Genomic DNA, 19,185 nt, shown 5'->3' on the forward strand with positions numbered 1-19,185 from the left:
GTCTTTTTAATTCTGATGCACCTTCATGTTTATCTGCGGCCTATTGCGTAGTTAATTTATTTTTGCTCCAGAACAAAATTTTATGCGATCGGTTTGGGTATTTCTCTATAGGGAGTGGCACAATGTGATGTCCTGAATGGAGAAAATGTGCGACATGATGGTGTGCCAAAAAAATACTTCGTCTGAACCTTGGAATCTAGTACCTCTTACGCCCGAATACCTCGAGGCCGAACATGGTGAGTATGTTGCGGCAATTGAATCAGCTTTTGCTGACGAGCAAATCCGGAATATAGCCTTGTCTGGTAATTATGGGGTAGGTAAAAGTAGCATCCTGCGAGAGGTTGCTCGCAGACAGAAAGACCGAGTGGTTGAGCTATCGTTGTCGACCCTTGCTCCAATAGAAATGTCACAACTCGACGAATCTGTGCCAAAACAGGCAACTACCCAGACCAATCGTATCCAGCAGGAAATCGTCAAACAGTTACTCTACCGAGAAGAGCCAAGTAAAACGCCAGGTTCGCGGTTTCAACGTATTCAGCGCTTTCGATGGCCACGAGAAATTGGGATGGCGATAGTACTTGGATTTGTTTTTGCGATCATTTTCTTACTGACCGGATGGACAAATCAGATTATTGCCTCGCTGACAATGTTAAAAGGTGTCGGTGATTGGGCTCACGCTGGAGTTTTAGGGCTAGGTGCGGGGGCTGCGCTTCTGGTTCGCTGGTGGTTCTATGGGAAATTTCACATCAAGCAGTTTTCAGCTGCTTCGGCAACCGTGACTCTTGACGACCATTCTGTTTCATACTTTGATCAGTATCTTGATGAGATCGTCTACTTTTTTGAAGTGTCAGAACATGATGTTGTGATCTTCGAGGATATTGATCGCTTCAACGACTCATATATTTTCGAAACCCTCCGAGCGTTAAATACATTACTTAACACCGCACCTCAGATAAAAAACTCAATTCGTTTCATCTATGCCATTAAAGACAGCATCTTCGACCAGATTGGATTAGAAGCAGAAGGTCGAAAGCTTGAGATGGGTATAGTTACAACCGATGATCCTGCACTGGTTGAGTCCGCACGAGCAAACCGTACTAAATTCTTTGACATGGTTATTCCCGTTGTCCCATTTATCACACACAGAAGTGCTCGCAATCTAGCAACACAACTGCTGGGGAAAATAGATCATGACGTAGCTCCTGCTCTGCTAGATTTAGCTGCACAATATGTCCCAGACATGCGATTGCTAAAAAACATTCGAAACGAGTTTATTGTTTTTCGTGGTCGGATTTTTTCGGGTGACGGTGAGCAGCTCCAGCTAAGTGAAACCGATCTTTTTGCGATGATGCTATACAAAAGTACTCATTTGACAGACTTCGAGTATATCCGGCTTGGCAAGAGTAATCTTGATATTCTTTACAAATATAGTCGCGAAATTGTAAATTCGAACATAACTAAACTTGATAGGAAATGTATAGAGTTACGTCAACAGCTCGCACGGCGAACTGGTGCTGAAAGACGCAACAATAAATTAGGTGAGAAGCTAATTGCACATGTAGAGCGGACGCTAGAATCAATCGGCACTCAGTGGCAAAATGGTTCTTTAAATTTTAAACAAGAAGCCTTGTCTAAGGATGAGCTTAAGCAACCAAGTTTCTGGGCTAGTTTCGTCGCGGCAGATTCTAATACTGCCGTACTTCAATGGCACAGTAATTATTACAATAAAACTTCACTATCATTCACTCGTAATAATCTCGCAGGTGCTCTAGATGATCCTCTAGATGCTGAAAGTTGGAACGAAGAGGATCACAGATTTTTAACTGAACAGATTGAGGATAAGCAGCAAGATATAAGATTCTTGAGAACTGCTGAGCTTAATGAGTTAATTAAACGACCTGATTTTATTGTGATGTATGAGGGGGTTGAACAGCCCTTCGATACAATTGCGAAGTCTCTCCTGAAACCTGGTTTAGCTTATCAGCTTGTCTGCGCAGGATACCTCAACAGAAATTTCACTTTATATACGTCAACCTTTCATGGAGATCGAGTAAGTCCTGCAGCGACTAACTTTATCATTCATCATGTTGAAAGAGGCCTGATGGATGAGTACTTTGAATTATCTCCAGATGATGTTGATGCCGTCGTTCGTGAGCGAGGTAGAAGCTCACTGAAAGAATCCGCATTGTATAATATAGCCATCCTCGACCACCTTTTGGTGACTGATATCAATGGATCAGATATTATGGTTCGTTCCCTTGCGGAGCTTGGGAATAACCAGACGCGTTTTTTACAGTCATATCTCTCTGCAGGAACACAAAGCGCAGCCTTTATTAAGCAATTTACAGCTGTTTGCCCGAGGGTACTTGTTTATCTGATCACTCAAGTCGAATTGGAAGAAGGATTACGGTTGAAATTGGTCGATATGGCACTGGCTCATCTTACATCATTAAAGCTTCGTGCTGATTCGGCGGTAGCTAAATATCTCTCAACATACTATTCAGAATTCATATCGTTGACTTCTGACTCTACTGAATCTGCCATAGCAGAGCGTATAGGTAATCTTTATGCTGATTCGAGTATCAAGGTGTTTAGCCTCAAGCATCTTGGCAAATCTGTTTGTTCATCATTTGTCTCACGTAATGTGTATGAGATCACTCATGAGAACCTCACTATTGCGATCAGCAACACAAATACAGTAGCACTTGATGTCATTCGTACAGCAAACAATACAACTTACGAGTATGTACTTGCGCATTTAGGTGCTTATTTAAACAATACGAAAGGACTTACCACGACAATTGATGCAAATGAGCACTTCAACATAGTGATAGAAGATGTGCTTGGGCGAGAAGAATCTTTCCTTGGTGATGTGATCGAGCGTGCAGCGTCAAATTGTATAATCACAGATTTGAATGACGTGTCTGATACCGCGTGGCCTGCTTTGGCAGAGCACTTGCGTTTCCCTGCTACCTTTAATAATATCAGTTGTTATTTCGATGTGTTTAATTCGATTGATTCACACTTGGCAAAGGTGCTGACTCATGCAGGATGTATCACCGAGAATAAAAAAAATGAAGATAAGATAAAGGAAAAATTAGCTGTCGCTGTACTGGAGGCGAAGGTAGATATCCCATCACCAATATTACGTGTAGAACTTGTCACAAGCTTGGATTTGGGCGAGTTCCTAAATGTTGAGGATGTTGCACCGGAAGCTGGGGAATTATTCCCTCTGCTGCTAAAAAACAAAATTATTGCGGACGAGTTTGAAACTTACGCGTATCTTGCTACGTTGGATTGGTCGACGCGCCATCAATTTATTTGTGCATCGGAGAAATTTGTCAATTACATGTCGCCAGAGCTAGTGGGTACAGATTTGGCTAGGCTTTTGACCAGCAATGATATTGATTCAGCGATCAAAATGGTGATTATCGATCAGTCTGTTGAATATGTAGAGGTGGGTGGTGCTCAGGGGCTTGAGGAGTTGGCTCAGTTTGCAGCTATCAATCGACATCAACTACCGTCGATAGTTTTGCATAAAATGGCACAGGCAGGTATTGATGCTCAATTGCTCGTACAGTTACTCGAACCTAATCTGGTATCAATCCCAACTGAACAGTTATTCAAAATTTTAACTTCAGTCGGTGGCGATTATGCGAAGCTAACTACGGTCGGATATGACAAACCTAGGATTCCAAATACATCAGCCGATCGTGCGCTGCTTGATCGTCTCAAACAAGATGGGATTGTCGGAAAATATGACGAACAGGGTGGGTTGATAAAAGTAAATAAGAGATACAAATAAGTAGGGTGCAATGAAATTGCACCGCTAATTTGTGCCTTATATTTTGCACAAAAGCCGCTTTGCAAACGGTGCAATGCGCTGCGCTTATTGCATCCTACGTCTTTTCGTCAATTCGCTGGGGTGGTGTGGCTAAGCGCTATTCCTCGCCAAAGCAATAAAAGGGGCGATTTGCGCCCCGATTCTTCAGGTCTCCCCGTTTTATATCGCCACAGGCTTGTCTGGCGCTGCCTGATTGTCTGCTGACTCACTACCAAGATGCCTGTGTTCCTCATCAGGCGGACAGAAAAAGCCACATTCACTCATACCTCGCCGCTTCCCAGACGTGTATCGCCTGTTTGCGGGTCTCGCCCCAGTGATAGCCGCCGAGTTTGCCGTTTTGCTGGATGACCCGGTGGCAGGGGATCATCAAGGCGACGGGGTTGGCGCCCACCGCCAGTCCCACGGCGCGGGCAGCCTTGGGATTGCCGACGGCGCTTGCCACCTGGGCGTAGCTCACCACCTTGGCGGGCGGGATCTGCAGCAGCGCCCGCCAGACGCTGATCTGAAAGTTGGTGCCGCTCACGTACAAGGAGATGGGGCGATCCGGTGCCTTGCTGCCATCGAACATGGTGTTGATGACCCCTTGGGTGCGTGATGGCGCCTCCCTAAGCTCTGCCTCGGGCCAGTTATGGGCGAGGGCGGCCAGCGGCACCTCTGGGGCCTTTTCATCGAGAAACGAGAAGTTGCACACCCCCCGCGGGGTCAGGGCGACGAATGCCTGACCAAAGGGGGTGTCGTGCACCCCGTGATCGATAACCAGCCCGGCCCCGCGCTGTTTGTACTCGCCCGGCGTTACCGCTTCGAGCTGCACGAAGTGATCGTAGAGCCGCGAGCCGCTGCTAAGGCCCAGGGTATCGGCCACCTCAAGCAGCGGACGCGACTCCTGCAGCAGCGCCTTGGCCCGCTCCAGGGTCAGCACCTGCAGATAGCGTTTGGGCGTCACTCCGGCCCAGCGGCTGAACAGCCGCTGGAAGTGGAAGGGACTTAAGTGAACGTGCGCCGCTATCTCGTCCAGAGTGGGCTGGCGCTCCACCTGACTTGCGATAAAACGGATGGCATCGGCGATGCGGGCGTAATCAGACATAAGGCGCTCTCACGATAAGGTTGCGGTCGCAGGGTGTGGGGGGCGACAACGTCATGTGCGACAAATTGATACCCCACCATCGGCCAGCAGCGCAATGCCGGTGGTAAAACTGGAGGCATCGGACGCGAGGTAGAGGGCCGAACGGGCGATCTCCTCCGGTTGGGCCAGACGTTTGAGGGCATGCATATTCTGCACAAAGGCGAGGCTCTCTGGCGTATTGGCAAAAGCCCGCCCCATGGGTGTGTCGGTACCCCCCGGCAGCAGGGCGTTGACCCGCACCCCTTGTACCCCATACTCGGCAGCCAGCACCCGGGTCAGACCGATGAGGCCCGCCTTGCTCGCCGCATAGGCCGCCATGCCGGGCAGCCCCAGGGTATGGCCGACAAAGGTAGAGGTAAAAATAAGCGAGCCGCCGCCACGCGCCAGCATGGCGGGGATCTGGTACTTGGCTCCCACAAAGGCGCTGGTGAGGTTGGTATCCAGAATTTCCTGCCACTGCGTCAGCTCAAGCTCCTCTATGCTGCCCGGCGTGCCTGTGGTACCTGCGTTGTTGAAGGCGATATCGAGCCCGCCGAAACGGGTTAGCGCGAGATCAACAAGATCGCGGGCGTAAGTCTCACTTTTCACATCTCCCGCCAGACTCACCGCCTGGCCCCCCTCGTGGCGGATCTCCTCCACCAGCAGATCCAGTTCGGGCTGGCGGCGGGCGCCGACGACGACGCTGGCTCCTTCGCGGGCAAACAGGATGGCGCTGGCGCGGCCGATACCGGAGCTGGCGCCGGTGATGATGGCGACCTTGTTGGACAGTGATGACATGGCAGTTCCCTCGCAGGTGTGTTGTGCGCCAAATCAGTGGGGCACAGGGTTGGCTGTGGGTTGGAACCCCAGTAGGTTCCAACCGACTTGGGTTTGGCCCCCACTATGGCAACCACTCCTCGCTGGAACGACCCGAATCTTGCTCTCTTTGTCCCCAAGTCGTTTTGCGACATGTCGATACAGTCCTTCGCGGCAACAAAAAGGGGCGTTCTGCGCCCCGAATTCTTTATAATGCCCCCCTTTAAAATCGCCGGATCCAGGTGCGGCGCGCCCTGTGTGCTGCAGTGAGGGGCGAGAGCCCCGGCGCCATGGTGGCTGCGTGCATCATCAAGCCTGCCTGGCAGGGCATTGACGGCGATTGCAATCAACAGACACGCTCCTGGATCAATAGCCCGTCATCTCCAGATAGCCGACCCCCTTGGCATCCCCCGAGACAGAGACCGCGCCCTCCCAGTAGTCAAAGCGACCTGTCATGGCCTGATTGGGCTGACGGGCTTTGATGGTGAGGCTCATTCCGGCGGCGTTTAGCTGCCACTCGACGGGGTAATTCTGCCCCTTGGGGCCGCGCCAGGTGTTGCCCGGGGTAAGGCGAATCGCGTCGGGGGCGAGCATCCGGCTGCTGCCATCCCGCTCAATCAAGATGCCGTAGCGATTCTCAGGCTCTGCGCGGCCCGCCTTGGTGCGCAGGCGAAACAGCATCAGCTCGCGGCCATCGGCCAGTTGCAGCGAAAACCAGTCCCAGCCCGATTGCCACTCGGCCAATACCGAGCTGCTCCATTCGTGATCAAACCACCCTTGGCCTGTGACGGTGCGGGTCTCGCCATCACGAGTCAGGGTGCCGTGAAGAGTGAGGCGCGGGTAGGAGTAGTAAAAGGAGGCGTTGCCTGGGCTCTTCTCGCTGTAACCGGCCTTGCCTTGTAGCACCAGCGGCTTGGCGGCAGTGACGGTGAGGTTCAGCTCGCCAATCTTGCTCTGTACCTTGAGGGTGGCGGGGAAGAGCGCCGCCCCTTGCGAGGCAAGCCGCCACTCCCTGAGCCAATATTGGCCGCCGCTGGCCCCCGCCAGTCCCGGCCCCTGCCGACTGGCCCGCTCATCTTGCTGGTGGCTGCCACGGTCGAGATCCGTGATGGCAAACTGGGCCAGCCAGAGCTGGGGCGTGAGCCAGGGGTTGCTGGTGCGAAGATCTTGTTCGATACCCTGGCGAAACAGAGTCCACTGCATGCCATATTCGCGCCCCTGTTCATCCTTGAGGTTGCCGGTGAGATACCACCACTCGGAGCGGTAATCGGGGTGGGCGGCGTGATCCTCCGGCAGTTTGATAGTTTGCCCCAGCAGCACCTTTTTAAAGCTGTCGCTGCCACCCCCGAGCAGGGCGCCCAGATCGCTGGCAGCGATAGCTCCGCTATAGAGCGTCCAGAGCATACCCAGCGCCAGCGGCCACCCTTTGATCTGTTTCATACCACTCTCCTTGCCGCATACCAGGATGCCAGTGCGCCACATACCGGTGCCAGCAACAGGGCGGTGACCGCATGAAGGGGGGCGGCCTCGAAGGCGAGGCGCCAGCCAAAGGCGCGAGGGTTGACCACCTCGATCAGCACCCAGGCGAGGCCATACCCCACCGGCAGAGCCAGCAGGGCGGTAAGCAGCCCCAATCCAGCCCCTTGCCACACCAGCAGCTGGCGGCAGTGGCGGGGGCTCAAGCCCAGACTCTGCAAGATCTGCAGCTCGCCACGGCGCGCCAGCCCCAGCACCATAAAGGCCGAGCCTATGCCGACAAAGGCGATGCCGAGGATCAGCAGTTTCAATAGCTCGGTCACCACAAAGGTCTGGTCAAACACCTTGAGGGCCGCGCTGTGAATGGCGGGGGCGGAGAGCAGATTGAGCTGCTCGCCAAAGCGCTCGCGCAGGTGGTCGGCCAGCTGCTCGGGATGGTCGCTAAAGAGGGCGAGGGATTGCACCGCCCCCGCCTCGAAGGCATGCAGGATCTGCCCCTTGTCGCTGCCGTAATCCTGATAGACGCCGGTGACGGTGAACTGCCTTGGCCCCTGCTCGCCGCTGATCGCCAACGTCTGGCCCACCTTGACCCCGAGGCGCACCGTCAGCGGTTCGCTCGCCAGCGCTTCGTCTGGGCGGGTCGGCCAGCGTCCGGCCAGCAGCGGATAGGCCGCTTTAAGCTGGGGGATAAAATCCATCTGCGCCCACTCGATGGGCTGCCCCTGCCAGCGGGCCGGATGCACCGAGCGGCGCGAGGCGGCGCTCACCAGCGGATTGGCGAGCAGGGGCTTAAGGGTCGCTTCGCTCAAGGTGCCCTTGCTGCCCGCCACCCCCTTGGGGGCGGTGACATAGAGATCGGCGGCCAGACGCTGGCCGAGCCAGATCTCCACGCTTGAGCGAAAACTCGACACCATGACCCCGATGCCGATGGCCGCCGCGATGGCGAGCTGCAACGCCATCACCGCGATGGCGGTGCGATCGAGGTGATAGAGGGTCTCGGCTACCCCGAGCCGGGCCGTGAGGGGGCCGCCCGCGCGCCGTCGCAGCCAGCCAAGCAGGCCGCGCAGGGCATCGGGCAGCCAGAGCGCCATGGCCAGCAGCCAGCCTCCGGCGATAAACAGCGCACCGGTGAGACCGGTTTGCGGCAGCCACAGGCACAGAGCGCACAGCAGCAAGATGGCGATGGCCAGCAAGCGCCGTCGCCACGGGTGCGCAGGGGGGCGGCTGCTCCCGGCGCGCAGTTCGAGGGGGGATTGGCGCAGCAGTTGCCACCAGCCGGGCAGGTTGGCGGCCAGCGTGCCGAGCAGCCCGATCAACAGCGCCTTGAGCAGGCTCACGGGGGAGAGGCGCAACATATCGATGGGGTTGGGCCCATAGAGATCGGCCAGCGCCTGGGTGAGCTGCCCCATCAGCGCCAGCGCCAACAGGCTGCCGAGCAGCACCCCGAGCAGGGTGCCGATGGTGGCAAGAATAAGCAGTTCCAGAATGAGCCAGCGGAGCACCCGGCTCGGCCCCATCCCCAGAATGATCAACTGGGCCAGTTGGGGGCGGCGCACGCTCTGGACAAATCGCTGGGCGTTGAACACCAGAAACAGTCCCACCGCCATGGCGAGCAATGAGAGCGCCGTCAGGTTAAGGGCCAGTGCATCGCCAAGCTGGCTGGCATCGAGCGCCGGGCTAATGGGCTCAAGCCACAAGGGCTGGTTAGGGTAATCGGTTTGCAGGGTGGCCTGCAGGGTACGAGCCTCGGCGTCGCTTAGCTTGAAGACGATGCGATCGAGCCGACCCGTTTTATCCAGCAACGGCTGGGCGAGGCCGATATCGGTTATCAGCAGCCGCTCCATGGGCACGGCGCCCGGTTCGAACGTGCCCGCCAGCGTCAGGGTCAGGGGGCGGGCGCTTGCGCCATCACTGCCGCCCAGCACAAAGCGGCGGCTCTGGCCTGCTTGCCAGCCAAGGCGATCTGCCTCGGGGGCCGCCAGCCAGATGCTGTCGGCACGGTTGAGGGAAAAGGCGGGCTCGCTTGCGGGTTGGGCGCCAAACAGCTGGCGCAGGGGGCCGGGGTTGAAGAGATCCATCCCAAGCAGTTGAAAGCTGCGCCCCTCTTCATCCTTGAGCCAGCCATGGATCTGGGGCATGGCATCGAGGGCGGGCTGGCTGGTCACCAGTTGTACATAAAGCTGTTCATCCAGCCCACCAGCGGGGGCCAGCCGGTAGTTGGCTTCCCCTGCCAGCTGGCTGCGGGCGGCAACAAAATTGGTACGGGCACTGTGGTTGAGCAGCTCGATGGCCACCACCAGTGACACCCCCAACACCAGCCCGGCCAGACTCATCAGCAGCAACCAGGGGTGACTGCGATAGAGGCGCAGCAGCGCTTTGAGTGGCAGCATCAGCGTGCTCCCGGCAGTTGCAGTCGCCGTTTAGTCATGACGGGGTCCCTTGAGCTCGATAAGTTGGCCCCCTTCGAGGCGCAGCACTCTGTCGGCCAAGGCCGCATAGGCGGGGTTGTGGCTCACCAGCAGCAAACCGGCGCCGGTATCGCGCACTGCCGCCACCATCAACGCCATTACCTGTTCGGCATTGTGCTCATCGAGGCTGCCGGTGGGTTCGTCGGCGAGCAGCCAACCGGGTTGATGGATGAGGGCGCGGGCCAGCGCCACCCGCTGACGCTGACCGCCGGAGAGCTGCTCCGGCCAGGCATGGCGCTTGTGGCTCATATCGAGCCTGTGCAGCAACAGGTCAATCCTGGCCTCATCCGGTGGCAGAGCGTTGATGGCGAGCGGCAGGGCCAGATTCTCGGCCACGTTGAGGGTCGGCAGCAGGTTGAAATCCTGATAGACGATACCGAAATGGCGGCCCCGCAGGCGCGCCCGCTCGTCGGGGGAGCGGGTGTCGATCCGGGTCTCCCCCAGCCAGATCTCCCCTTCATCCGGTGCAATCAGCCCGGCGATCAGATTGAGCAGGGTCGACTTGCCGCAGCCGCTTTGGCCCAGCAGCAGGGTGATCTCGCCAGCGGGGAGGGCGAGATCGAGATGGTGGAACAGCGGCAGTCGTTCACTGCCGTTATCGAAGCTCTTGCAGAGGTTGCGCAGGGTCAGCATGGGATAACCGTTTGATGGTCAATGGCTTTCATCATGCTTGGTACGCTAGCACGGCCAGCATTGATCAACACCCCTTACGGCTGATCAAGAGTGCCAGTTAGTGATCAAGGCGGCAAAAGAGCAGTGGATCCTCGCTGGATCCCGCTTGCCCGAGGTGGTTAGAATAGGGGCTTCCATGGGTCACAGGATGAGCAAGGATGTTACACAAGCAAGTCAGTTTTATCATCGATAGCAAGGGCAACAAGCAGGCTGCCGTCGTCCCCATCGAGATCTACAACGAGCTGATGACCCTGCAAAAGGCACTCTCCGACAACCGGCCGGGGGAGCGCGAGCTCTACCACTTCAACGGCAAAGGGGCCGAGGCCCACGGTTATCCGGTGGGCAAGCGGCAAAATCCGGGCTTTATGGTGCTGGCCGGTTCCACCGCCAATGGCGAGGATGCCGCCTCCCTGCGTGAAGCTGTGATCGAGCTGCGTCACGAACTGCTGGAGAAGGGGGTTATAGTGCCCCGCAGTCAGGGCGGATTTGTCTTTACCGCCGATCAGCTGTTCAACAGCCCGAGTCTGGCGGCCAGTCTGGTGGCGGGCAACAACCGTAGCGGGCTGGATGCCTGGCAGAACAGCGCAGGTTATACCCTCAAGCAGTCGGGTTTCGGCAAGAAATAATCCCGCGTTTTGACAGCACACCAATTAATCGTTAATTGACCTGGATGAATTCTTCTTTTCATCCAGGTGCTAGCATGGTTGCCAGACGGTTCTAAAAGGAAGAGACCATGTCTGCGCTCACCCCTGTTATGTTGCTGCTTTCCCTGTTTATCCCTCCCGCCCATGCCAGTAGTGGCCCTGTTTTGTTGACATCCTCCGCCATCGGACTTTTTTGTGTCGGATTGTTTGTGTTGGCCTACGCCCTGGTGATGGCTGAAGAGTATCTGCAACTGCGCAAGTCCAAACCCGTGCTGGTGGCCGCCGGGGTGATCTGGATCCTGATCGGTATCGCCTACCAGCAACAAGGGATGAGCCCTGTCGCCGAGCAGGCATTTCGCCATACCTTGCTGGAATATGCCGAGCTGATGCTGTTCCTGCTGGTGGCGATGACCTACATCAATGCCATGGAGGATCGCAGGCTGTTCGATGCCCTGCGCGCCTGGCTGGTGCGATCCGGTTTTCACCTGCGCACCCTGTTCTGGTTGACTGGCGGGTTGGCATTTTGCATCTCGCCGGTGGCAGACAACCTGACCACTGCGCTCTTGATGTGTGCCGTGGTGTTGAAGGTGGCCAATGGTGATCGGCGTTTTGTGAACCTGGCCTGTATCAATATCGTGGTGGCAGCCAATGCCGGTGGTGCTTTCAGTCCTTTTGGGGATATCACCACCCTGATGGTGTGGCAGGCGGGCAAGGTACAATTTGGCCAGTTCTTCACCCTGCTTATTCCCTCTCTGCTCAATTTTCTGGTCCCGGCCATCCTGATGAGCCTGATGGTGCCGCGTCATGTGCCGGAGGCTGATAACGAGGTGGTCGATCTCAAGTGGGGTGCCCGCCGCATCGTCGCGCTGTTCTTGCTGACCATCATCACGGCGGTGCTATGCCACAGTTTCCTCCACCTGCCACCCGTACTGGGCATGATGCTGGGACTCGGTTATCTGCAGTTTTTCGGGTTTTATCTGCGCAAGTCGTTGCCACGATCCCTTGCACACAAACGGGCGCTCTACGAACGCAATGGCGACACTGAAAGATTGCGCAGCCTGGGCTCTGTGGTGCCATTCGATGTGTTCAACAAGGTGGCCAAGGCGGAGTGGGATACCTTGCTCTTCTTCTACGGAGTGGTGATGTGTGTAGGGGGGCTGGGCTTTATGGGCTATCTGGAGCTGGTATCACACTGGTTGTATGCCGGTGGGGAGCCCACCATGGCCAACATCTTCATCGGGGTGTTGTCGGCCATCGTGGATAACATTCCCGTGATGTTTGCCGTGCTGTCGATGAACCCGGATATGGCGCTGGGGCAGTGGCTGCTGGTGACCCTGACCGCCGGGGTGGGCGGCAGCCTGCTCTCCATCGGCTCTGCGGCCGGGGTGGCCCTGATGGGACAGGCCCACGGCATGTATACCTTCTTTGGCCACCTGAAGTGGCTGCCTGCCATCTTGCTTGGTTATCTGGTGAGCATAGGGGCGCACCTCTGGCTCAACAGTGCCCAGTTCTGAACGTCTGGCCGCCAGTACGAAAAGAGGCTTCCGTTGACGGAAGCCTCTTTCGTTTTCATAACGGGGGATAGGGGGATCAATCGCCTCGCTTGCCGGTCAGCAGCCAGTAACTCAGGGTGGAGCCCACCCCGCAGCAGGCGATGGCGATGGCCATGGGCAGCGGCGAGTGGGGCGGATTGAGGTTGACCAGAATCCCGACCAGGGCGCCGATGCCAAAGCGCAGGGTGCCCGCCAGTGCCGAGGCGGTGCCCGCAGATTGCGGGAAGTGGCCCATCAGGCCGGTCATGGCGTTGGCGCCCACCAGACTGATATGGCCGACAAACAGCACCACCGGAATGACGATGCCCCACAGGCCGCCGGTCTGGCTCCAGGCGTTGTAGACCAGCAGGGCGCCCGCGCAGGGCAGCACCAGCAGGCCGTATTGCAGCATCCGCTCGGCGCCCACCCCTTTCACCAGTCGGCTGTTGACGAAGGTGACCACCATCATCAGCAGAATATTGAGGCCAAACAGCCAGCCGTAGTGCTCGGTCGGCACCTTGAAATACTCGATATAGACGTAAGGGGAGCCGCTTAAGAAAGCGAACATGCCGGAGCTGGAGAGGGAGCCGCACAGCACGTACCCCATGGCGCCGCGATGGGAGAGCACCCCCCAGTAGTTTTTGAGGATCTGGCCGATCTTGAGCGGCTGACGGTGCTCCGGTTTCAGGGTCTCCTGAATTTTCCACTGCATCACCAGACAGATCAGCAGGCTGATCCCCACCAGCAGCCAGAAGATCACCCGCCAGTCGGCGTGGGCACTGATATAGCCGCCCACCACAGGCGCCACCAGCGGCGCCAGGGTCATCACCAGAATGACGAACGACATGGCGCGGGAAAACGCATCCTTCTCGAACAGATCGCGCAGCAGGGCATTGACCACCACAGAGCCCGCCGCGCCGCCCGCTGCCTGCAGCATCCGATAGGCCAGCAATTCGGGCAGGGAGTCCGCCATGGCGCAGCCCACCGAGGCGACGGCAAACATCACCAGCCCCGCCAGGATCACCGGCTTGCGGCCATAGCTGTCGGCGAGCGGGCCGTAGAAGAGCTGGCCGATGGCAAAGCCGCCCAGAAAAGCGCTGATGGTGAGCTGGGCACCGTCGATGCTGGTGGCCAGATCCCGGGCGATGGCCGGAATGGCGGGCAGATACATATCCACCGCCAGCGGGGTCAGACCCGCCAGAGCACCCAGCAGGATAAACAGGAAACGGGGGGAGAGGGCGGCAGCCTGAGCTGTTGGCGATTGGGGCATAGGGTATCCGCTGGTGAACCTTGGTTGAAAAGGGAGAAGGGCGAGTCTATCAGGTTTGCCCCCGCTCGGCATGACGTTCCTGCCCCCTCAAAAGGGGGAGATGCCCGGCCATTCAGGCACCTTGGGGTGTACGCTTGCGGTCATGTGGGCGCACTGCGCGGATCACTCCCCCCAGCCAGAGCAGCCAGGCCAGCGACGAGATGGCGTACCCGAGCCGCTCCGGCCAGCGGGCGGTGAGGGTAAAGGTGAGGCTGTGTTGTCCGGCGGGCACCCAGACCTGTACCAGCCCGTTACGGGTGCTGCTGACGCTAAGCGGCAGGCGCTGGTCGAGCCTTGCCTGCCAACCCGGGTAATCAAACTGGTGCAGGATCAGTTTGGCGGGCGCCGGGGCATCCACCGTCAATTCGATATGACGAGGCTGCCAGCGCTGGATCTGCCAGTTTACCCCCTGATGGTCGCTGGTGATGGCGGGCTGGAATTCCTCTTTCCAGGCCAGCAGGGTGGGGGCAAACATGCCGCGTGGCACCTGCTTTGGACGGTATTCGCGGGCGCTGCGCTTGCTGTCGAACTCTCCGTCGAGCTGACTCTTTACGGGAGCCTGGGTGAGCGGCGCCTCGCGTACATAGATCCCCTGCGAGAGCAGGGTGAGGGCAAGCAGCAGCCACCAGACCCACTGCCACGGGCGATAGGTGGGGGTACCCAGCGCCACCACGGCGACGGTAGCGATGACCAGCAGCAGATTGAGGCGCCAGGGAAATTGCACCAGTTGCAACGGAGTCAGCAGCCGCCACAGGGGCTCGCTTGGTGGCAGCATCATCAAAAAGCTCAGGGTGCCAATGACCCCCCAGAGCAGCAACTCGGGATGGCGTGGCTCGCGGGCGGCAGCCCAGGCTACCAGCAGCAGACCCAGGGTGAGCAGCGTCAGCCAGGCGAGATGGCCGCGAAAGCGCCAGTCATCACGGCTTTGGGGCAAACGATCGAGAAAGTTGCGCTGAAATTCGAACATGCCGGTGCGCATCTGCTCCATGGAGATCCCCCCCTGATCCAGCAGAGCGGGCAGCAGCAACAGGCTGGCCATCGCCAACCCCCAGAGCTGGCCCAGCAGGGTGCCAATGAGCGGGGAGGCGGTGACAGGGACACTGACAAGCGCTGTGCTCCCCTTGTAGCGCCAGACCAGCAGCAGGCTGCGCAGGGTGAGCAAGCCCAGAATGAGCAGGGTGCTTGGTAGATGGGAAAGCGTCAGCATGGAGACGGCCAGTGCGAGCAGCAGTAACGCAGAGGGGGCGCCGCGGCAGAGGCGATCCTGCGCCAGCAGTGCCAGCGGTGCCCAGACGAAGGCCCAGCTCTCTGCCAGGGCAAAGCGGGCGTAGATATCGATGGCCAGATGATAGGGCAGCGCCATATAGAGCAGACTGGCCGCCAGCGCCCGTCCGTGGCCGGCAAAGGGGCGCAACCAGAGATAGGCAAACAGGCCGGAGAGCCAGAGTGCCACGCTGCTGCTCCAGAGCAGCGGCGTCATCGCCTCGTGGGCCAGTGGGGTGGGGCCGGCGAACAGGGCGCTCACATAGTAGGGCAAGGGGGGATAGAAGAAAAAGACCGGGCTGCCGAAGGCGCCGTTCATCTCCATCAACCAGCGCGGATAGAGCTCACCTTGCCACAGTTGCACGGCAAAGAAGTGACCGGAGAGCAGGTGGTGAAACAGATCATGGCCCTGACTGCCGCCACGCAGCCAGAATGGCAGCAACAGGAGGGCACAGGCCCCGGTCAGCACCGACAAAACCCACAGCCACTCTCTGGTTACACGCATAAGGAGACTCGTCTGTTATGGATGCGCAGTGAGTGTACCCGAGTTGTTCCCCTCTTTTTTAGTTGCTTTGGCTGATTTTTGCGCTCTTTCTATGTTTCTTGTCACTTTTGCCATGGGTTGTCTGCCGCGAGGGAATGGCGAGCCAGAGGCCGGGCTCGGCGGCAAAGCGCGGGGCAAACCAGTGCTGGCGCACCGCAGTGGGCATTTCGTTCGCGTCGATGGGGCGGCGACTGAGGCGGCAGGCTCCCCGAGAGAGCGCCAGCGCCGCATCCCCTTTGTACCAGCCGTCCGTCATCGGCAGAGCTGTGGTTTCCCGCAGCAGTCTCACTCCCCACTGGGTCACCAGCGCCGGGCAGCTTTTCTCTGCGAGCCTTGCCGCCTGCAACATGGCGGGTGGACGGGGCAGGGTAAAGGTCACGCCGAGCAGCAGCAATCCGGCCACCGCGACTACCCACTCGCCACGGCGCGGCAGCCAACCTGCCAGCAGCACGATACCGAGCAGGGTGATGGGGGCCAGATGGCGGGGATTGTCGGGATTCTGGCCAAACAGGGTCCAGAGCAACAGGGCAAGCCAATAGAGTGTCCAGAGCGGGGGGAGGGCGGCAGGGTGGTTTTTTGCTCTTTGCCAAAGCGGCAGCATCAGCAGCGCCACCATCAACAAGGGCCAGAGCGGGGTGAGCTGATCGTTGAAGGTGCGCGCCCAGCTCAGCAGCCGATCGCCGTGGGCCGCCGCCGTGTTGCCCCAGAGGGTAAAGTGGCCGTCGGTAAAGCGGCGTCCCTCGCTGAAATAGGCCCAGCCATCGGCCTGCCAGACAAAGAGCAGGCTGATAAGTCCAACCTGTGCGATGGGGAGCACAAATCTGATGCGCGTTTCCTTCTGCGCCAGCCCGAGCCACAGGGGCAGCAGCGCCAGCACAAAATAGGAGGGGCGCAGCGCCAGCATAAGGCCCAGTAACAGACCCGCCAGTGCAATTCTGCGCTGCTGCAAGGCCAGCAGCGTCCCGAGCCAGGCGGCGAGCGCCGGCCCATCCGAAAGGCCGGAGAGGGCGAGCGTCGGGGTGAGCGGCAGGGCCAATACCAGCAGCCAGACTGGGGCGAGCAGGCTGGGCCGTTGCCACAGTTTTACCGCCAGCAAGGCGGCGAGCAGCGCCAGCAAACTGCTACCGAGCAGACTTGCCCACTGCACCGCGCGGGCCGGTTCGTCCACCGCCAGATTGATCAGCCGTGCCAGCCAGATAAAGGCGGGGTAGCCCGGAAAGTGGGGGGAGAATTCCAGCACGCTAAAGCGCGTCACCCCGTGGGCGAAATTGAGGGCATCGTCGGAATCGAGGGCCACCGGGAAGGCCAGCAGCCAGCCTAGCCAGACCAGTTGCAGCAGGATCAGCAAGTAGGGTCGATTAGCGAAGCGTAATCGGCCGTGGTGACGCCCCCCTTCTCCCCTTGCGGGAGAGGGGCCGGGGATGAGGGGGGCCGTCGGCATCAATGAGAGGTCATCAAAGCGGCGCCAGCACGGCCATCAGCGCTTTTTCCGCTGCGGCAAAGGCGGCGGCGTCGGCGGGCTTGGCGCCCACCCCGAATACCCCCGGGTTGCCGATGGCATCCAGCACCTTGGCCAACGCCTGTTCGGCCGCCTTGCGATCCCCCTCGCTAAGGGAGGGGAGGATCAGATCGAGGAAGCGCTTGCTCTTGACCACCAGCACCTTGGCGGTCTGGTAGTCGCCAAGATTCTGGCTGGCCCCTTCGAGGCGGCGCTCGATCTCCGCCTTGTAGGCCCGGTTGAGCAGGGCGGCGGTTGCTGCGGCGTCTTTCCCCTTGATGGCGGCGGCCAGCGGCCCTTGCAGCTCCACCTTGTGGTGCTGTTCCAGATAGGTCAGCTCGTCGGCAATCTCGCTCAAGGTGGCGCTGGCATCCTTGCCGTCAGTGGCGGCGCCCAGCAGCGCCTCGCGGGCGTCGATCAGTGGCTCCTTGCCGGCGGCGGCGTAGGAGTATGCCTGCGCCTGCCCGCTCAGGGTCAGCAGCAGGGTGAGGGCGAGTAAACCCGGGCGGATGGTCATCCTGTTCTCCTTACTTATGCCAATGGCGCGGCACTCAGGCCACGCTCTGGGTTTCGATTACGGTATTTTCGTTGCGATGGTTAAAGATGGCATGACGTCTGTCCACCCCGTCGATCACCATGTCGGCCGCCATCATCCCCATCTCCATGGCGGTGTCGGTGAAGATGTAGCGAAATGTCCCCTGACGGCCGGTCATGATGAGGTTACTGATCGGCATCAGCGCCTTGATGGCTTCGTTACGGCGTGCCTGATAGCCCAAATCCATCAGCGGATAGGCGTACTCGCTGCGGGCTTCGAAGGTCTCATCGCCAAGCTTCTGGGTATCGACGCCGAGGCTCGCCAGATCAGCTGTAACCCGACCGCGCAGATCAGAAAGCGGAGCCTGCCAGGTGGCATCCCCCGGATTGCAGGGGATCTCCAGCATTACCGAGGTCTGGCCTTGGGGCGCCATAAAGGGGCTGCGGCGGCGCGGCTCCTGCAAGCGGGTCGCCAGAATATGGGGGTCGGAGAGGTACTGCCAGGTGTTGTCCGACAGGTTCTCTGTTTTAAGCGGCATATTGACGAAGCGAAGCGACCGGTAGTGCAGATCGCACGGCAAGCCCAGATGCTGGCAGGTGAGTGGCAGCGGCAGGGTGGAGATCACCTGATCAAATTGCTCGCTCTGCTCAACGTCATCTTGTTTCCAATAAACCCGTTCGATGCGGCCATCAGCCTGCTCAAGGCGGGTGATGGTGGCGCCGGTTTTCAGCTCAACGCCCTCTGCCACCAGCCGCTCCCCTAGGGTGGTGAAGATCTGGCCGAAGCCATACTTGGGGTAGCGATATTTGCGGGCATAGGTGCGCACCGAGATACTGCCGTTGCGTCTTGGCAGCAGGCGGCGCGCCACGTCTTTGAGATCGATGAGGCTGATGCGCTGACCGGCCCAGTCGGCGGAGAGCTTGTCCGGGTTGATGCCCCACAGCTTGCCGGTGTAGCCCTCGAAAAACTGGCGGTAGAGGGTGCGACCAAAGTGGCTCTGGATCCACTCGGCAAAGCTCGCCTTGGCAAAATCATCCGGCTTCTTGGCAAAGGGCAACAGCAGCAAGTCTTTCACCGCACCGGCCATCAGGGCGAGCGGCGCCGTCTTGAGCAGGTTGGGCAGGTTCAGGGGGTAGTCATAGGTGCGTCCGCCAAAGCGGATCACGCTCTTGCGCTCGGCATGGAGCAGATCGTCCCCCATCAGCTCGTCGATAAAGGCGAGCAATTCGGGGTTCTTGGTGATAAAGCGGTGGCCGCCGTAGTCAAAGCGATACTCCCCATCGCGCCCCTTGAAGGTCTGGGTGGCGCACATGCCACCGACCACCGGCTCCTGCTCGAACAGGGTGACGGCAAAACCGGCGCGGCGCAGGCGCCAGGCCGCCATCAAACCGGCGGGGCCAGCGCCCAGCACTGCAATGCTTTTCTTGTTGTTATCGCTCATGACCTATTCCGAAACTGCTTGATAGATAAGGGAACCGCGCC

At 58.8% G+C, this 19,185-nt stretch carries 13 protein-coding genes; 3 read left to right on the forward strand and 10 right to left on the reverse strand.

Annotation, left to right across the window (positions count from 1 at the left end):
- Nucleotides 1-154: 154 nt before the first annotated feature.
- Entirely contained in the window at nucleotides 155-3,805 is a 3,651-nt protein-coding gene (locus G5171_RS00795) for a hypothetical protein (protein ID WP_421259667.1), read from the forward strand.
- Between the two features lie 295 nt (nucleotides 3,806-4,100).
- Here G5171_RS00795 and G5171_RS00800 read toward each other — a convergent pair whose 3' ends face one another.
- The 5 genes from G5171_RS00800 to G5171_RS00820 all read right to left on the reverse strand — a co-directional run bounded on the left by G5171_RS00800 (nucleotide 4,101) and on the right by G5171_RS00820 (nucleotide 10,339).
- The gene (locus tag G5171_RS00800) at nucleotides 4,101-4,928 is read right to left on the reverse strand and encodes a bifunctional transcriptional activator/DNA repair enzyme AdaA (protein ID WP_199428642.1); all 828 of its coding nucleotides are present in this window, start codon (nucleotides 4,926-4,928) and stop codon (nucleotides 4,101-4,103) included.
- Nucleotides 4,929-4,979: 51 nt separating this feature from the next.
- Entirely contained in the window at nucleotides 4,980-5,744 is a 765-nt protein-coding gene (locus G5171_RS00805) for an SDR family oxidoreductase (protein WP_421259668.1), read from the reverse strand.
- A gap of 384 nt (nucleotides 5,745-6,128) precedes the next feature.
- Entirely contained in the window at nucleotides 6,129-7,202 is a 1,074-nt protein-coding gene (locus tag G5171_RS00810) for a lipocalin-like domain-containing protein (RefSeq protein ID WP_421211323.1), read from the reverse strand.
- A complete protein-coding gene (locus G5171_RS00815) occupies nucleotides 7,199-9,628 on the reverse strand; it encodes an FtsX-like permease family protein (RefSeq protein WP_421243714.1) in 2,430 nt (809 codons plus the stop codon). The genes G5171_RS00810 and G5171_RS00815 overlap by 4 nt, the downstream gene beginning before the upstream one ends.
- A gap of 30 nt (nucleotides 9,629-9,658) precedes the next feature.
- Nucleotides 9,659-10,339 carry an ABC transporter ATP-binding protein gene (locus tag G5171_RS00820; RefSeq protein ID WP_421211319.1) on the reverse strand — a complete coding sequence of 227 codons (681 nt, stop codon included), beginning with the start codon at nucleotides 10,337-10,339 and terminating at the stop codon, nucleotides 9,659-9,661.
- Nucleotides 10,340-10,536: 197 nt separating this feature from the next.
- Between G5171_RS00820 and G5171_RS00825 the strand changes: the two genes are divergently transcribed.
- Together G5171_RS00825 and nhaD are read left to right on the forward strand one after the other, a co-directional pair.
- Complete coding sequence (locus G5171_RS00825) at nucleotides 10,537-11,004, forward strand: DUF4357 domain-containing protein (RefSeq protein WP_005333716.1); 468 nt, start codon at nucleotides 10,537-10,539, stop codon at nucleotides 11,002-11,004.
- Nucleotides 11,005-11,111: 107 nt separating this feature from the next.
- Nucleotides 11,112-12,536: a sodium:proton antiporter NhaD gene (nhaD, locus tag G5171_RS00830; RefSeq protein ID WP_421259669.1), complete on the forward strand. Its 1,425-nt coding sequence runs from the start codon at nucleotides 11,112-11,114 to the stop codon at nucleotides 12,534-12,536.
- 76 nt (nucleotides 12,537-12,612) lie between these two features.
- Here the strand turns inward: nhaD and G5171_RS00835 are convergent, their stop codons facing one another.
- The 5 genes from G5171_RS00835 to G5171_RS00855 all read right to left on the reverse strand — a co-directional run bounded on the left by G5171_RS00835 (nucleotide 12,613) and on the right by G5171_RS00855 (nucleotide 19,144).
- Nucleotides 12,613-13,824 (reverse strand): Bcr/CflA family multidrug efflux MFS transporter, encoded by a 1,212-nt coding sequence (locus G5171_RS00835; RefSeq protein ID WP_421243712.1) that lies wholly within the window; start codon nucleotides 13,822-13,824, stop codon nucleotides 12,613-12,615.
- Nucleotides 13,825-13,936: 112 nt separating this feature from the next.
- Entirely contained in the window at nucleotides 13,937-15,631 is a 1,695-nt protein-coding gene (locus tag G5171_RS00840; protein WP_421259670.1) for a hypothetical protein, read from the reverse strand.
- A 58-nt stretch (nucleotides 15,632-15,689) separates the two neighbouring features.
- Nucleotides 15,690-17,018: a hypothetical protein gene (locus G5171_RS00845; RefSeq protein ID WP_421259800.1), complete on the reverse strand. Its 1,329-nt coding sequence runs from the start codon at nucleotides 17,016-17,018 to the stop codon at nucleotides 15,690-15,692.
- Nucleotides 17,019-17,124: 106 nt separating this feature from the next.
- Complete coding sequence (locus G5171_RS00850) at nucleotides 17,125-17,685, reverse strand: hypothetical protein (RefSeq protein WP_337072111.1); 561 nt, start codon at nucleotides 17,683-17,685, stop codon at nucleotides 17,125-17,127.
- A 34-nt stretch (nucleotides 17,686-17,719) separates the two neighbouring features.
- Nucleotides 17,720-19,144 (reverse strand): NAD(P)/FAD-dependent oxidoreductase, encoded by a 1,425-nt coding sequence (locus tag G5171_RS00855; protein WP_421243710.1) that lies wholly within the window; start codon nucleotides 19,142-19,144, stop codon nucleotides 17,720-17,722.
- Nucleotides 19,145-19,185 lie beyond the last annotated feature (41 nt).

It is taken from the genome of Aeromonas sp. 600774, from assembly GCF_049175075.1.
GTDB classification, from domain to species: Bacteria; Pseudomonadota; Gammaproteobacteria; order Enterobacterales; family Aeromonadaceae; genus Aeromonas; species Aeromonas veronii_A.

Bases quoted from the DNA above. Each gene is read 5' to 3' on its own strand.
- G5171_RS00795 (WP_421259667.1), top strand. From the start codon at position 155: ATGATGGTGTGCCAAAAAAATACTTCGTCTGAACCTTGGAATCTAGTA.
- G5171_RS00800 (WP_199428642.1), bottom strand. From the start codon at position 4,928: ATGTCTGATTACGCCCGCATCGCCGATGCCATCCGTTTTATCGCAAGT.
- G5171_RS00805 (WP_421259668.1), bottom strand. From the start codon at position 5,744: ATGTCATCACTGTCCAACAAGGTCGCCATCATCACCGGCGCCAGCTCC.
- G5171_RS00810 (WP_421211323.1), bottom strand. From the start codon at position 7,202: ATGAAACAGATCAAAGGGTGGCCGCTGGCGCTGGGTATGCTCTGGACG.
- G5171_RS00815 (WP_421243714.1), bottom strand. From the start codon at position 9,628: ATGCTGCCACTCAAAGCGCTGCTGCGCCTCTATCGCAGTCACCCCTGG.
- G5171_RS00820 (WP_421211319.1), bottom strand. From the start codon at position 10,339: ATGCTGACCCTGCGCAACCTCTGCAAGAGCTTCGATAACGGCAGTGAA.
- G5171_RS00825 (WP_005333716.1), top strand. From the start codon at position 10,537: ATGTTACACAAGCAAGTCAGTTTTATCATCGATAGCAAGGGCAACAAG.
- nhaD (WP_421259669.1), top strand. From the start codon at position 11,112: ATGTCTGCGCTCACCCCTGTTATGTTGCTGCTTTCCCTGTTTATCCCT.
- G5171_RS00835 (WP_421243712.1), bottom strand. From the start codon at position 13,824: ATGCCCCAATCGCCAACAGCTCAGGCTGCCGCCCTCTCCCCCCGTTTC.
- G5171_RS00840 (WP_421259670.1), bottom strand. From the start codon at position 15,631: ATGCGTGTAACCAGAGAGTGGCTGTGGGTTTTGTCGGTGCTGACCGGG.
- G5171_RS00850 (WP_337072111.1), bottom strand. From the start codon at position 17,685: ATGACCATCCGCCCGGGTTTACTCGCCCTCACCCTGCTGCTGACCCTG.
- G5171_RS00855 (WP_421243710.1), bottom strand. From the start codon at position 19,144: ATGAGCGATAACAACAAGAAAAGCATTGCAGTGCTGGGCGCTGGCCCC.